Origin of the sequence: Clostridioides sp. ZZV14-6009 (assembly GCF_020658095.1) — a bacterium.
Classification (GTDB): Bacteria; Bacillota; Clostridia; order Peptostreptococcales; family Peptostreptococcaceae; genus Clostridioides.
This window is the reverse complement of the sequence record NZ_JAGWDG010000021.1, coordinates 33,160-48,057: the sequence shown is the minus strand read 5'-3', so window position 1 is coordinate 48,057 and position 14,898 is coordinate 33,160. Positions and strand designations below refer to the sequence as shown.

Here is a 14,898-nt window from a genome sequence, read left to right as displayed (position 1 = left end):
GATTTATTCTTAAAGACAGGTCTTGGATACACTCTAAAAGGTGTTGGTGACAACTCTCAAATGATTAAATCTTTGGGCATAAATATTGGTTCTATAAAAATATTAGGACTTATGATTTCAAATGGACTTATAGCTTTATCTGGTAGTTTGATGGCTCAATTCTTAGGATTTTCAGATGTAAATATGGGTATTGGAACTTTAGTACTTGGAATTGCTTCTATCATAATTGGTATTACATTATTTAAGAAATTCACTTTTATTAAAGATACTACTGCAATAATTGTTGGCTCTTTCATATACCAATTCACTATATACTTTGCAATGAGTTTAGGTATGCTATCAACTGATTTAAAACTGATAACTGCCATAGTTATAATAGCTTTCTTAGCTACTGGTAACTTAAATATCTCACTAAAAAAAAACAAGTACAAAGCTAGTACCAAAAATAAATCTGAAAAAAGAGGTGTTATAGATGTTACAAATTAAAAATCTTTCAAAGAGTTTCCCAAATCCATACGGTCAACCTAATACTATATTTGAAAATTTATCAATTGACATAGAAGATGGTGAATTTGTAAGTATCATAGGTAGTAATGGAACTGGTAAATCCACTTTATTAAATATAATATCGGGTCTTATAAAAGAATCTTCTGGTCAAGTATTATTAAATAAACACAATCTATCTAATTTAGCTGAACATAGAAGAACTCAAATAGTAAGTAGAGTTTTTCAAGACCCAAGTTTAGGAACTTGTCCTTCTATGACAGTTAGAGAAAACTTATCCTTGGCTCTTAATAAAGGTAAGTTATTGAATCTAAAAAAATGTCTTCGTTATAAAAGAGATTTTCTAGAAAATTTATTAGAAGGAGTTTCTCTGGATTTAAAAAAATACCTAGACGTACAAGTACAATTTTTATCAGGAGGTCAAAGACAATCACTTTCACTAATTATGTCATGCTTAACAAGCCCTTCAGTTTTATTACTTGATGAACATACAGCGGCACTTGACCCAAAGACATCAAATGAAGTAATTGAATTAACTGATAAGATTGTAAGAAAAAAAAATATAACTACCCTTATGGTAACTCACAACTTAAAGCATGCTCTTCAGTATGGAGATAGATTGATAATGCTCCATAAAGGTGAAGTTGTCTTAGATGTAAAGGGAAAAGAAAAAGAAAAATTAACAGTTGAAGAAATATTAGAAAAATTTGAATATGCAGTTTAAAAGTATCTATTATGATAATTTAATTTTAGCTTAGTTACAAGTTAGTTTATTTATAAAATAATTTTAAAGTCATAATATTTTTAGCAATACTACAACAATTCATATGAATATATGAACACATATAACAATAAAACTTTTGAGGGGGATATAAAAATGATTAATAAAAAAAGATTGGTAAGTTTAATTTTAGCTGGTGCTCTTGGAGTATCTATGCTTACAGGATGTTCACAAGGTGGAGACTCTGGCAATTCTAAACAAGAAAATAGCTCTAAAGATAAAGAAGTGAAAAAAATTGGTATAACTCAATTGGTTGAACATCCAGCATTAGATGCTACTAAAACAGGATTTGTAAAAGCCTTAGAAAAAAATGGATTTAAAGATGGAGAAAATATTGATATAGATTTCCAAAATGCTCAAAATGATATGCCTACTACACAAAGTATTGCAAGTAAATTTGCATCTGATAAAAAGGATTTAATATTTGCCATATCTACTCCATCTGCTCAAGCAGCGTACAATGCAACTAAGGATATACCTATACTTATAACTGCTGTCAGTGACCCTGTTGCTGCTGGCTTAGTTAAATCAATTGAAAAACCAGGTGGAAATGTATCTGGAACATCAGATTTCGTTTCTGTGGAAAAAGGCTTAGAACTTCTTAAAATATTTGCTCCTAAGGCAAAAACTATAGGAGTTATGTACAATACTAGTGAAGTTAATTCAAAAGTTCAAGTGGATGCTTTAAAAGAATATGCTTCTAAAAATGGTTTTAAAGTTGTTGAAAAAGGGATAACTACTTCAAATGAAGTCAATCAGGGAATTTCTAGTTTAGTTGGTAAGATAGATGTTTTATATGTTCCTACTGACAACTTAGTAGCTTCTTCTATGCCTATAGTTTCTAAAATAGCTACTGAAAATAAGATTCCAGTTATAGCAGCTGAATCTGGTCCAGTTGAAAAAGGTGCTCTTGCTTGTCAAGGTATAAACTATGAAAAACTTGGTTACAAAACAGGTGAGATGGCTGTTAAAATTTTAAATGGTGAATCAGTTTCTGATATGCCTGTAGCTACATCAGATGATACAGATATCATTGTTAATGAAGATATATTAAAAGCTTTAGGTATGGAAAAACCTTCTAATGAAAATATTTCTTATGTAAAAACTAAACAAGAATAAATATAATAGATTTTTATGAGGGAGTGGTCAAAATGAAGTCCAGTAAGTTGATAAATTTAATTTTAATTGGTGTTCTTAGTGTATCCACCATTACAGGTTGTTCTAAAAATAATGAGGATGATTCAAATAAATCATCTGATAAAAATAATGAAATTAAAAAAATTGGTATTACTCAATTGGTTGAGCATCAAGCTTTAGATGCATCTAGAGAAGGATTCATTAAAGCTCTAGAAGATAATGGATTTAAAGATGGTAAAAATATAGAAATAGATTATCAAAATGCTCAAAATGATATGCCTACTACACAAACTATAGCTAGTAAATTTGTTTCTGATAAAAAAGATTTGATATTTGCTATATCTACTCCATCTGCTCAGGCAGCATACAATGCTACTAAAGATATACCTATACTTATAACTGCTGTAACTGACCCTGTTTCTGCTGGATTTGCAGATTCTTTAGATAAACCAGGTAAAAATGTTTCTGGAACTTCCAATTTTACACCTATTGATAAGAGTTTAAAGGCTCTTGATATACTCATCCCACAAGCAAAGACTATAGGTGTTATATATAATACTAGCGAGGTAAATTCTAAAGTTCAAGTTGATAACTTGAAGAAATATGCAAATGATAAAGGCCTTAAAATTGTTGAAAAAGGAATTAGTTCTTCTAGTGAAATAAATCAAGCTGCTTCTAGTTTAATGGGTAATGTAGATGTTATTTACGCTCCTACAGATAATTTACTTGCATCTTCTATGCCTATAGTTTCTCAACTTGCTACTAAAAACAAAATACCTATAATAGCTGCAGAAGAGGGTATGGTAAAAGGTGGAGCATTGGCTTGCCAAGGTATAGATTATGAAAAATTAGGTTATAAGACTGGTGAGATGGCTGTTAAGATTCTAAAAGGAGAATCTAAAGTTTCAGATATGCCTATAACAAGTTTAGAAGAAACTAATTTAATTATTAATGAAGATACTCTAAAGGCACTTTCTATAGATAAACCTTCTGACGAGAATATAGTTTATATTAAAACTGAAAATAAATAATTTGGCTACTCTAATTAATATAAAATATTAAAACAAAGTAAAATTCAATGAGATTTTTGTATACAATCAATATGCCTGTTTCTATGAGTTTTTCAAGACATAAAACAGGCATATATTTTTACTTTTAATACATTATTTATTTAAAGATAGTATGTAAATACTCTTAACTTATTTATATAAATAAGCTTATTTTTCTATTTTCTTTATTACTCTACATGGATTTCCAACTGCTATAGTATTTGATGGTATATCTTTTGTAACCACACTTCCTGCACCTATTACCACATTATCACCTATAGTAACTCCTGGAGTTATAATTGCTCCTCCACCTATCCATGCATTATGCCCTATCTTTACAGGTGAGCCATACTCTATTCCTGAAATTCTAAGCTGTGCATCAATTGGATGATAAGCTGTATAAATTTGAACATTTGGAGCTAACATTACATTATCACCGATTTCAATTTTACATACATCTAAAAAAATACAGTCATAATTTGCAAAAAAATTTTCACCTACATGTATATTATATCCATAGTCACACTTTATGCTTTGTTCCACATTTATTTTATTACCAACTGAACCAAATAGTTGTCTTAAAATATCTGCTCTCTTTTCATACTCATCTTCCAAAGTATTATTAAATAATCTAGTTAATTTTCTACAATACTCTCTCTCTTTTACTAACAATTCATCACTTGCATAGTAACCTTGACCTGACAACATTTTTTCTTTTTCAGTCATATAATTTACTCCTTTTCGTTGTAATTGTACTTAAAGCAAAATAAATATTCCTGTGGAAAATCTAAATAAATGCTGTCTCCCTTCTCAAATCTCATTTTGTTTTTTTCTAATTCTATTTGAATAGGCATACTTTCACTAGATAAATTATGGTTTCTAGCATATATAGTATATGTAAATGGATTTTCTATGATGTTAATTAATTGAAAACATAACTTGCCATCTAAATTTTCACTAGAATCTAAAACCTTAATATGATGCTCTCTGATTCCCACATATTCTATATTATCACCTATGTTTCCAGTTAATGTCAACTTGCATCCCCAATCTGTGGCGTAAATAGTATTTTCATCTATTCTATTTAATCGAGATATATTTTTACATCCTGTTATTTTTGCTTCTATAAGATATTTTGGAAACTCAAATAGTTCTTTTTTAGGTCTTTTGGGAAGACCTTCTCCTTTATTATAAACCATAATATCATCACAAACTCGGTAAGCTTCTTCAATATCATGAGTAACAAACAATATATCTCCCTTATAATCTTTTAACATGTTCATAAGTTCTTTTTCCATATTACTCCTCAAATGATGGTCTAATGCAGAAAAAGGTTCATCTAAAAGTAGTATATCTGGAGATGTAGCTAATGCTCTAGCTAGTGCCACTCTTTGTTGTTGCCCACCAGATAATTGCCAAGGATATCTCCCCTCAAATCCATTTAATTTAAGTATTTCTAAATATTTCATTATTATTTCCTTTTTTTCATCTTTACTTAACTTTGAAAGACCAAGTTCGATATTTTGGCTTACAGTCATATGTGGAAATAATGCATAGTTTTGAAATAAAAAACCAACATTTCTTTCTTGTGTTGATAAATTTATCTTTTTTTCAGAATCAAACAACACTCTTTCATTTAATATAATCTTACCTCTTGTAGGTTTTTCAAGTCCTGCTATACATTTTAATGTCATACTTTTTCCAGAACCAGATTCACCTAAAAATCCTAAAATTCCTTTTTCCTGTTCAATTTTTACTTTTAATTTAAAAGAGGATAAATCTTTTTCAATATCTACATATAAACTCAACTATCTACACCTCTTTCCTATTATTTTCTGCTGGAATTCCGACCAATAATTTAATAATAAAATCATTGCTATAGATATTGCTACAATAATCATAACCCACATCATAGCTTTATTCATATCTCCACCTTCAACTGCAAAAAATATAGCGATTGGCATCGTTTGAGTTTTGCCAGGTATATTTCCAGCTATCATAAGTGTAGCACCAAATTCTCCAAGTGCTCTGGCAAACGACAACACAAGTCCACCTATTATCCCAGGCCAAGCTAATGGTACTGCAATCTTTAAAAAAACTTTCCATTCATTAAGACCTAAGGTTCTAGCAGCAGACAACATATTGTTATCAATTTGTTCAAAAGCTGACCTTGAGGTTCTATACATCATAGGAAAAGATACTACTACTGCTGAGATTACAGTTGCTGTCCAGCTAAATATTAAGGTTTTATCAAAATTCAGTAAAAATTTACCTACAAAGCCATTTTTCCCACATAACAACAATAAAAAGAATCCAACAACTGTGGGTGGCAAAATTAATGGAAGTGTAAATATACCATCTATAAGACCTTTCCACTTACCTCTATAGTTAGCCATAATATATGACACAAATATTCCTATTATAAAAGTTATTATCGTTGACAAAAAAGCTGTCTTAAGTGATATCCATAAAGGTGACCAATCTGTCCCCATTTTTTCCCTCCTTAATTTAAATGGAAATAGTGAAATTAATAAATCTATTAATTTCACTATTTCCATTTTATTATAATATACAATTATTTTCAATTTTCATTTATCTATATACAATTTCTTTTTAATTATATATAAATTATTTTTAAACTTATTCTACTTTTTTATATCCAAATTCCTCAAAAATCTTTTGTCCTGCATCACTTAATAGAAATTCTTCAAATTTCTTAGCAGCATCTGCATTTTTACTAGCTTCAATTACTGCAACTGGATATGTAATAGGTGAATGAGTTTTTTCATCTGTTTTTTCAACTACTTTTATTTTATCATTATTAACAGTATCACTAAAGTAAACGAATCCAACATCTGCATTTCCTGATTGTACCCATGCTAAAACTTCTTTTACATCTTTTGCAAACACTAATTTATCTTTCAATGTATCTTTTAAATTTAAATTAGTTAATACTTCATCTGCATATTTACCTGCTGGAACACTTTCAGCTTCTCCAACTGCAATTTTCTTTACTTTATCTGTAGTTAAGTCTTTCATACTAGATACATCGCTACCAGCAGAAGAAATAAGAACTAAATCATTTTTAACTAAATCTTTCATAGTATCAGAAACCAATAACTTTTCTTCATCTAAAGCTTTCATTTGTTTTTGGCCTGCTGAAATAAATAAATCACATGGTGCACCTTGTTCTATTTGTTGTTGAAGCGAACCTGATGCTCCATAGTTAACTGTAAGTTTTACATTGGAATCAACTTTTTTGTATTCTTCTTCAATTTTTGCCATTGCTTCTTTTAAACTTGCTGCAGCTGATATGTTTAATTCTACTGCCTCACTACTTTTACTTGTTTGTTCTTCTTTTCCATCATCTTTTGGACTTTCTTTACTACTACATCCAACTGTCCCCAAAGTTAAACATGCAACTAGTCCTAATATTCCCAATATTTTTTTCATAATACTCTCCCTTTTTGTAAATTTGATACATATTTTAATTCGTTTTATCATGTTTTATCATGTTTTGTTATGTATAACTTAATTATATATACCTGCTAATAAATTTTCAAGTAAATTATTTATATTACTTTTAAATATTTTTCTACATTTTTCTTTTTTTAATGTTAAAATAACCTTATATGGAGGTGGATTATGGACTCATTATCATCTTTGACACCTGTTGAAGTAGCTGAACTATTAAAAATAACAAAAAATACTGTATATGAATTAATCAAAAGAGGTGAGCTTCCTTCTTACAAAGTAGGTAAAAAAATAAGAGTTGATATTAAAGATGTTGAAGAATATATCAACAATCAGAAAACTAGTAAAATTAAAGATACACATTTTAACAATAAAAATATAGATATTGATAATAATTCTAAAATTATTATTTCTGGTCAAGATGTAATATTAGATATTTTAGCTAGGTCTGTTGAAAAAAAATTAGATAGAGTAAATACATTTCGCTCTTATATAGGCAGTTATAATGCTCTATATGAATTGTATAATGGCAGGGTTTCTATAGCATCATCCCATCTATGGGATTTTGAAACAGATGAATACAATAGTACTTTTGTTAAAAAACTGTTACCAGGAATCCCATGTGTACTTATAAATCTAGCTTATAGAATGCAAGGTTTTTACGTTGCTAAAGGAAATCCTAAGGAAATAAAAAATTGGAAGGATTTAACCAGACCAAATATAACACTTGTAAATCGAGAAAAAGGGGCTGGAACTAGAGTTTTGCTTGATGGCAAACTTAGACTTTTAAATTTTAATGGCACTGATATAAATGGTTATTATAATGAAGAATTATCACATTTAGGCGTAGCAAGTAAGGTTTCTCGTGGTATAGCTGATGTTGGATTGGGCAATGAAAAAGCTGCTCTACAAGTAAACAATATTGACTTTATTCCTCTTCACAAGGAACGCTATGATTTGGTCATAAAAAAAGAAGACTTAAAAAACCCTGTCTACCAAACTATAATTAGTATAATTAATTCAGCTGAATTTAAGGCTGAACTTCAGGGTCTTGGTGGATATGATTTGATTGACACAGGTAAAGTCATAGCAGAAGTTTAAAAATAAAAATCGCAATCTATTTTTACAAGACTTATAAATTAATAGTAAGGTAAATTGCGATTTTTATGTATATCAAAAAACTTAACCTATCAAAGAAACCTATACTATTCGTCTTAATAGTCATATATAGAATTCAATACACTAAACAGTTAAATATATATTAATATATATTTACATAATAGTATTTTTCCTTAATGTAGATTAACGCGTTATGTGTTTTAAATATGAATAATTCTCCTATCTTGTATACATGTGGTAAAATAAATGAGTTTAATAGGTTATATACAAAGTTGCTTTCTTCTTGTATTTTCTCAACTAATAAATTATTAATAAAATTATCTTTTTCATTTTCAATAACTTCACTCCAATTTATTTTAACTTTTAATGTGTATCTTCCTACTAAGTATACACATTCTGCAACAAATAATAACAATACTATATAGTCGGCTCCTCCTGGTTGATATAAACTTCCTGATACTAAGGGTTTAGCAAAAAAGTTATAAAAATTTAAAGTATCTCCTGTATAATCAAAAAATATCAATAGTAATCCCAAAACTCTTAATGCTCTCACATTCAACATGCCTTTTTCTTTATTATTTTTGTTTTTCATATATACTACCTCTCTTTTCGTTAGATTTTGTTATATATAATACTAAATCTTTTATTTGAGGTATAAGTGAATTTAATTGGTAGTTATTTTCATTTTCATAATCAATTAATTCATATTAAACATTTATATTTAATATGAAAAAGGGACTGTCTCAAAATAGAGATAAGCCTCTTTGTCATTGTTGAAATGATGAAAATATAGTTGATTTCATACAAAAAAGAGTGCCTCATGAACTAAAAAGTTCATTTTGAGACACCCCCTTGAAATATACAACTAATTTCTATTAATTAATAATACTACTATCTATAAACTTGAAAATTCTATTGAAATATGTTCTACTATCAGAGTCATATCCAGCGACATGTTCAACACCTTCTATAAGCCATAGCTCTTTTTTATTATGTTTGACTAAGTCATACATTGTTTGGCTATTTTGATAATTACAAACAGTGTCTTTTGTTCCATGTATAAATAGTATAGGAACATTACTCTTTTCGATTGCCTTATATGGCTCTACATCACTATACCAAAATCCAGATTTAAATTTATTATACAAATCTCCACATGCTACTACATAATTTACTAATATATTTGGTATATGTTTTTCTATTACTCCCATTCTAATGGCATCCTTCATTTCAGAATATGGAGAATCTAATATATAAAAATCGACCTCTTGACTTTCTGAATTTATAGCTGTATGCATAGTAGCCGTTCCTGCACCCATAGAAAATCCATGGATTCCCAATTTACCATCTGGGAATTTATTTTTTACAAACTTAACCATACTATCTAAATCATATCTCTCATAAAGACCAAATGTGAAATTATCGCCTCCACTGTTACCAGTATTTCTTTGATTGTAAATCAATACATTATAACCTTTATCTAAGTATTCATATGCTATTTTTAACATTTCATAGTGACTACTTCCAATTCCATGAACAACTATAATAGTATTTTTTGTTTTTATATTTGAATTTATAAAAAGACTTTCCAGTTTGTAATTATTAGAACTTTGTATCATTAACTCCTCTGTCTTGTAGTTTTTTAATTTATCTAATGGTTTATCTTTTCTCTCAGAAAATACTTTTACTACATCCTCTTTTTTTATTAACTGTTCTGAGCCAACTGAGCTATCGTACACCAATTTTCCAAATATGTACGATATGATTAATAGTATTAACAGAAATACAACTGACACAACTATTACCTTATTTGTTAAACTAATATAATTTTTAAAACTATTTTTCATATTTATTTACCATTTAATTTTCCTATATTGTGTTTTTTAAAAGTAATACAATCACTACTTATACTACTCTTATGATTTCTATTATACCTATTAATCTACTAAAATTACAAATTATATTTTTTTAATCATTAATATTTATAAGCTATTACCTCATCTAATAAATATTACTATATACTTTATTGACAAGTACTATCTAAATATTCTTCTATATTTTTCTTCTTCCTCTTCTGTGAATACATTAAATACAACTTTTAAATTTTTCTCATGATTTTCTTTTAACCACAATCTCACCCTATTTACAGCAAGATTAGCTGCTTCTTTTTTTGGATATCCAAATACCCCTGTAGAAATACCACAAAAAACGATATTCTTTATTTCATCAATTTCTCTTATAGTATTTAGAGATGATTTGTAGCAATGTAGTAATTGTTTTTCCTGTTCTTTACTTGGCTGACCACCAGATACAATAGGTCCAACAGTGTGTACTACAAATTTTGCAGGTAGACAATAACCTCTAGTTATTTTAGCATCTCCTGTATATTCTAAATGTCCTTGTTTTTTTATTATTTTGTCACAATCTTCTCTAAGTCTAGGACCTGCACATGAATGTATCTCATTATCTACACATAAATGTAATGGTTGCAGGCATCCCAATAACTTATTATTTGCAGCATTTACTATTGCATCTGCTTTTAAATTAGTTATATTGCCTCTCCATATAGCAATACCTTCCTCTACTTCTTCTATATCATTTACATCTACTAACTCTCTTTCTTCACATTCAATTAACAATAAATTATGTAACATACTCAGTATCTCTGGAGCAATTTCTTTTGGTGGATATACATTAAGAAGTCCTCTAAGTATATCTCTAGGCTTGATTTCATCATTTGATAAATTGTATATTTTAGAAGGAACTTCTTTTGAAAAATATGCAATTAAAGTGTTTATATTTTTCTTTTTTTGTTCGTCAGTTAGAGGTTTGATACTTCTATCAAAATCCTCAAATAAGTTTACATCATCAGCATAATCTCTCCACTTCATAGCTATCTCTCCATTCTTGTATTTTAGAATTATAAAAAATAATTATGTATTATGTACATACTTATTTATTTCTATAAACACTTACATAAATCCTGTTAAAAGTGTAAATTTTTTAATATTAATATATTTAAAGACAAAATATAGAACTATTTTAAGTATTTTATAGAACCCTTTATAGAAATAATATGCTACTTGCTAACACTTTAAACATAAAATTTTTAAATATAATAATTAAAGGCGAAAGTTTCTAAAACTGACACTTTTACACATAAATTTATATACATAAAAACCACTCTAAATCTATATACTCTCTTACCTAGAGTGGTTTTTACACTAAACAACTTTTAAATTTTGTTGGTATTTATCTATATCTGATTTAGAAGCATATACAAAATGACCATCTGAAACCTCAATCCAACTTGATAACTCATCATTTGAACAATTATACATACTAGAATTATATTCCACTCTATTTCTTAGCTTAGCATATCTTGGGTCAGGAATAGGAATTGCAGAAAGTAAAGACTTTGTATATGGATGAATAGGATTATTATACAACTCTTCTGAATCCGCTAATTCTACTAATTTTCCATTATGCATAACTCCTATACGGTCACTAATATGTCTCACCATAGATAAATCATGCGCTATAAACAAACAAGTTAAGTTTTTTTCTTGCTGTAATTTTTTAAATAAATTTACTATTTGTGCTTGTATAGATACATCTAAAGAAGCTATAGGTTCATCAGCTATTATAAACTCTGGGTCTACTGAAAGAGCTCGAGCTATACCAATACGTTGTCTTTGTCCACCCGAAAAGTCAGAAGGATACTTATTTGCATAGCTTCTATCAAGCCCAACTAAATTTAACATCTCATAGACTTTATCCAGTCTTTCTGCTTTATTTTTACAGACACCCTGAATTTTAAGTGGCTCTGAAATTATATCTCCAATTGTCATACGAGGATTTAATGATGAAGTAGAATCTTGAAAAATAATCTGCATACTTTTATTTACATCTTTTTTTACAAATTTATATGCTTTTTTATCTGAGATACAATTTCCCTTATAAATTACCTCTCCACCAGTAGGCTCATGTAACTTTATTATAGTTTTACCAGTTGTAGATTTTCCCGAACCAGATTCTCCTACTAAACCAAATATCTCTCCTTTATATATATCAAAACTTATATCATCAACTGCTTTTACAGTAGTACTTTTATCCAAATGAAAATATTGTTTTAAATTTTTTATTTCTAGTAATTTTTCTTTATTCATTAGAAATCACCCTTCCACCATTTACCCTAACTGGTATATTTATTTTAGGTGCATCTGGATGCAATAACCAAGTTGCTGCACTGTGTGTATCATTAATTTTAAACATTGGTGGCTCCTTTTCATAATCTATCCTAAGAGCATTTTTATTTCTTACTGCAAATGCATCCCCCTTTGGAGGATTTAATAAATTTGGAGGCATTCCAGGTATATTATACAAATACTCTTCTTGTGAATCTAAAGTAGGTAATGAACCTAATAATCCCCAAGTATATGGATGTCTAGGGTCATAAAATATATCTTCTACTGTTCCTATTTCTACAATCTTACCTGCATACATAACTGCTATCCTATCAGCCATAGTTGCAACTACACCTAAATCATGAGTTATAAATATTATTGATAAACCTATTTTATCTTGTAGTTCTTTTATTAAGTCAATTATCTGAGCTTGTATAGTCACATCCAAGGCTGTTGTAGGCTCATCAGCAATTAATACTTCTGGATTACAAGCCAGTGCTATAGCAATTACTATACGTTGCCTCATTCCTCCTGAAAAATGATGCGGAAATTGTTTAAATCTTTTTTCAGGATTATCTATCCCAACTAATTCAATAAGTTCTATAGCTCTTTTTTTAGCTTCACTTTTACTTATGCCTTGATGGATTACTATAGCTTCAGTTATTTGCTTTCCTATTGATATGGTTGGATTCAAAGATGTCATAGGGTCTTGAAATATCATTGATATATCTCTTCCTCTAATCTTTTCCATTTCTTTCTCAGATTTTTTAACTAAGTCCTTTGATTTAAGTAGAACCTCTCCACTTTTGATATATCCATTATATGGAAGTATCTTCATCAAACTTTTACACAATACAGATTTTCCACAACCAGATTCTCCTACTATAGCTAGTGTTTCACCCTTCTTTAGAGTAAAAGACACATCTCTCACAGCTTGTACTTCACCTTCTTCAATTTTAAAGCTTACAGATAGATTATTAACCTCCAATAAATGTTCCAAAAACCATCAACCCCTATGCTATTCAAACCTTAGGGATATATTTTATCCCTAAGGTTTCTAATTAATCTAACTATTATTCTATTGTCCAATCAGCTATGTTCCAGAATATACCTACACCATGATGACCTAAAACTGTATCAGGTGTTAAACCTTTTATATTTGGTTTTCCAACATATATGGCATCTATATAAGCAATAAATGTGTATGGCATATCTTTAGTCATCTCTACTTGGAATTGTTTATATAACTTTAATTTTTCATCTTTATTTTCTGTTTCTCTTGCTTGTTGAAGTATTTTATCTATAGTAGGATTAGAATAAGCATTATAGTTTGCACCTTTATCTGTTCCAAATACTTTATATGTATGGTCATCTGGGTCAAATGGACTTCCCCAACCGATTAAATGTGCATCTTGATTAGCCCAATCTGTTTCAGTTACAACTACAGCTTTAGCATCAACACCTATTTCTTTTAACTGCTGTGCACATATTTTAGCCATATCAACTCTAACTTGGTCACTTTCACCAGCTGTTATTTCAAAAGCTAATTTAGTACCTTCTTTTTCATATATTCCATCAGAACCTAATTTCCAACCTAATTTCTCAATTTCTTGCTTAGCTTTTTCTGGATTATACTCAAATTTCTCTATATCAGGATTATTATATGGTCCCATTTGTAAAGGTGAATATGCTGGTACACCATGTCCCAATAATACACTATCAACTATTGCTTTTCTATCTATTGCATAACTTAAAGCATTTGGTAATCCTTTAGTCTTTTCATCTTTAAAGAATTTAGAATTGAAGTTATATAGTATCCCTCTATAATCTGCAGTTTTCATTATATTTACTTTAAAATTCTTTTCGTCTTTCTCAAAATTAGACATATCTTTAGGAGTTACTTGTGCTAAATCTAATTCGCCTGATTTTAATTGCATTGCTTTAGCTTTGTCATCTGGTACAATCTTAAATACTACTTTATCTAGACCTGGCTCTTTTACAAAATAATCACTATTTTTAACAAGTGTTATACTTTGACCTTTATCCCATTTTTCAAGTTTAAATGGTCCAGTACCTATTGGTTTTTGATTAAATCCATCAGTAGCTATATCCTTACCTTCTAATGCATGTTTTGGTAATATTCCAACTGTTAGATAATCAAGCATTGCTGTATTTGGTGCTTTTAAAGTAATTTTTATAGTAGTATCATTAACTACATCAATTTTTGTTATATCTTCATAATTTGATGCTATTTCAGAAGCATTGTCTGGATTCATTATAGTTTCCATTGTGAATTTAACATCATTTGCTGTAAACTTCTCTCCATCATGCCATTTAACATCATCTCTTAAATTAAACGTATATGTATTTGTTGCTTCATCAAATTTCCAATCTTTTGCTAGACAAGGAACTACTTTATTATTTTCATCATGAGCTGTTAATCCATTAAATATCAATGAATTTATTTCTCCATGTTCATATAGTGCCGGATTTATACTTGTATAGTCATTACTTCCATAAACAAGTACTTTACCATCTTTAGGTTTATCTGTTTTTTTGTCCCCATTTCCTGCACTAGAACAGCCTGCCATTAGACTAAGTATCATTACTAGACTTAAAACTTTTAATTTCTTTAATTTCATGATGC

General features: G+C 28.9%; 15 protein-coding genes. 5 read left to right on the top strand and 10 right to left on the bottom strand.

From position 1 onward, the window contains the following. The 4 genes from KGF36_RS17985 to KGF36_RS17970 form a co-directional block, all read left to right on the top strand. On the top strand, positions 1-486 hold a 486-nt coding region (locus KGF36_RS17985; RefSeq protein ID WP_413926891.1), incomplete at its 5' end, for an ABC transporter permease subunit. Continuing rightward, on the top strand, positions 473-1,228 hold the full coding sequence (locus KGF36_RS17980) for an ABC transporter ATP-binding protein (protein WP_227830168.1): 756 nt from the start codon (positions 473-475) through the stop codon (positions 1,226-1,228). The genes KGF36_RS17985 and KGF36_RS17980, both read left to right, overlap by 14 nt. A gap of 153 nt (positions 1,229-1,381) precedes the next feature. Further along, on the top strand, positions 1,382-2,404 hold the full coding sequence (locus KGF36_RS17975; protein WP_227830167.1) for a CD0873 family tyrosine ABC transporter substrate-binding lipoprotein: 1,023 nt from the start codon (positions 1,382-1,384) through the stop codon (positions 2,402-2,404). Between the two features lie 32 nt (positions 2,405-2,436). After that, positions 2,437-3,453 carry an ABC transporter substrate-binding protein gene (locus KGF36_RS17970; RefSeq protein ID WP_227830166.1) on the top strand — a complete coding sequence of 339 codons (1,017 nt, stop codon included), beginning with the start codon at positions 2,437-2,439 and terminating at the stop codon, positions 3,451-3,453. Between the two features lie 186 nt (positions 3,454-3,639). Here KGF36_RS17970 and KGF36_RS17965 read toward each other — a convergent pair whose 3' ends face one another. From KGF36_RS17965 to modA, 4 genes are all read right to left on the bottom strand, one after another. Continuing rightward, complete coding sequence (locus tag KGF36_RS17965) at positions 3,640-4,197, bottom strand: sugar O-acetyltransferase (RefSeq protein ID WP_227830165.1); 558 nt, start codon at positions 4,195-4,197, stop codon at positions 3,640-3,642. 5 nt (positions 4,198-4,202) lie between these two features. Continuing rightward, positions 4,203-5,279 (bottom strand): sulfate/molybdate ABC transporter ATP-binding protein, encoded by a 1,077-nt coding sequence (locus KGF36_RS17960; protein WP_227830164.1) that lies wholly within the window; start codon positions 5,277-5,279, stop codon positions 4,203-4,205. Further along, complete coding sequence (gene modB, locus KGF36_RS17955; protein ID WP_227830163.1) at positions 5,280-5,963, bottom strand: molybdate ABC transporter permease subunit; 684 nt, start codon at positions 5,961-5,963, stop codon at positions 5,280-5,282. A 148-nt stretch (positions 5,964-6,111) separates the two neighbouring features. Beyond that, positions 6,112-6,924 carry a molybdate ABC transporter substrate-binding protein gene (gene modA / locus KGF36_RS17950; protein WP_227830162.1) on the bottom strand — a complete coding sequence of 271 codons (813 nt, stop codon included), beginning with the start codon at positions 6,922-6,924 and terminating at the stop codon, positions 6,112-6,114. Between the two features lie 192 nt (positions 6,925-7,116). Between modA and KGF36_RS17945 the strand changes: the two genes are divergently transcribed. After that, positions 7,117-8,046 (top strand): helix-turn-helix transcriptional regulator, encoded by a 930-nt coding sequence (locus tag KGF36_RS17945; protein ID WP_227830161.1) that lies wholly within the window; start codon positions 7,117-7,119, stop codon positions 8,044-8,046. Between the two features lie 160 nt (positions 8,047-8,206). Here the strand turns inward: KGF36_RS17945 and KGF36_RS17940 are convergent, their stop codons facing one another. The 6 genes from KGF36_RS17940 to KGF36_RS17915 all read right to left on the bottom strand — a co-directional run bounded on the left by KGF36_RS17940 (position 8,207) and on the right by KGF36_RS17915 (position 14,893). After that, positions 8,207-8,656 (bottom strand): hypothetical protein, encoded by a 450-nt coding sequence (locus KGF36_RS17940; RefSeq protein WP_227830160.1) that lies wholly within the window; start codon positions 8,654-8,656, stop codon positions 8,207-8,209. Between the two features lie 283 nt (positions 8,657-8,939). Then, the gene (locus KGF36_RS17935) at positions 8,940-9,911 is read right to left on the bottom strand and encodes an alpha/beta hydrolase (RefSeq protein ID WP_227830159.1); all 972 of its coding nucleotides are present in this window, start codon (positions 9,909-9,911) and stop codon (positions 8,940-8,942) included. A gap of 189 nt (positions 9,912-10,100) precedes the next feature. Further along, a complete protein-coding gene (locus KGF36_RS17930; protein WP_227830158.1) occupies positions 10,101-10,955 on the bottom strand; it encodes a protein-ADP-ribose hydrolase in 855 nt (284 codons plus the stop codon). A 333-nt stretch (positions 10,956-11,288) separates the two neighbouring features. Continuing rightward, on the bottom strand, positions 11,289-12,233 hold the full coding sequence (locus KGF36_RS17925) for an ATP-binding cassette domain-containing protein (protein ID WP_227830157.1): 945 nt from the start codon (positions 12,231-12,233) through the stop codon (positions 11,289-11,291). Beyond that, positions 12,226-13,251, bottom strand: a complete 1,026-nt coding sequence (locus tag KGF36_RS17920) for an ABC transporter ATP-binding protein (protein WP_227830156.1) — start codon at positions 13,249-13,251, stop codon at positions 12,226-12,228. The genes KGF36_RS17925 and KGF36_RS17920 overlap by 8 nt, the downstream gene beginning before the upstream one ends. A gap of 73 nt (positions 13,252-13,324) precedes the next feature. Beyond that, on the bottom strand, positions 13,325-14,893 hold the full coding sequence (locus KGF36_RS17915) for an ABC transporter substrate-binding protein (protein WP_227830155.1): 1,569 nt from the start codon (positions 14,891-14,893) through the stop codon (positions 13,325-13,327). Between the last annotated feature and the right edge of the window lie 5 nt (positions 14,894-14,898).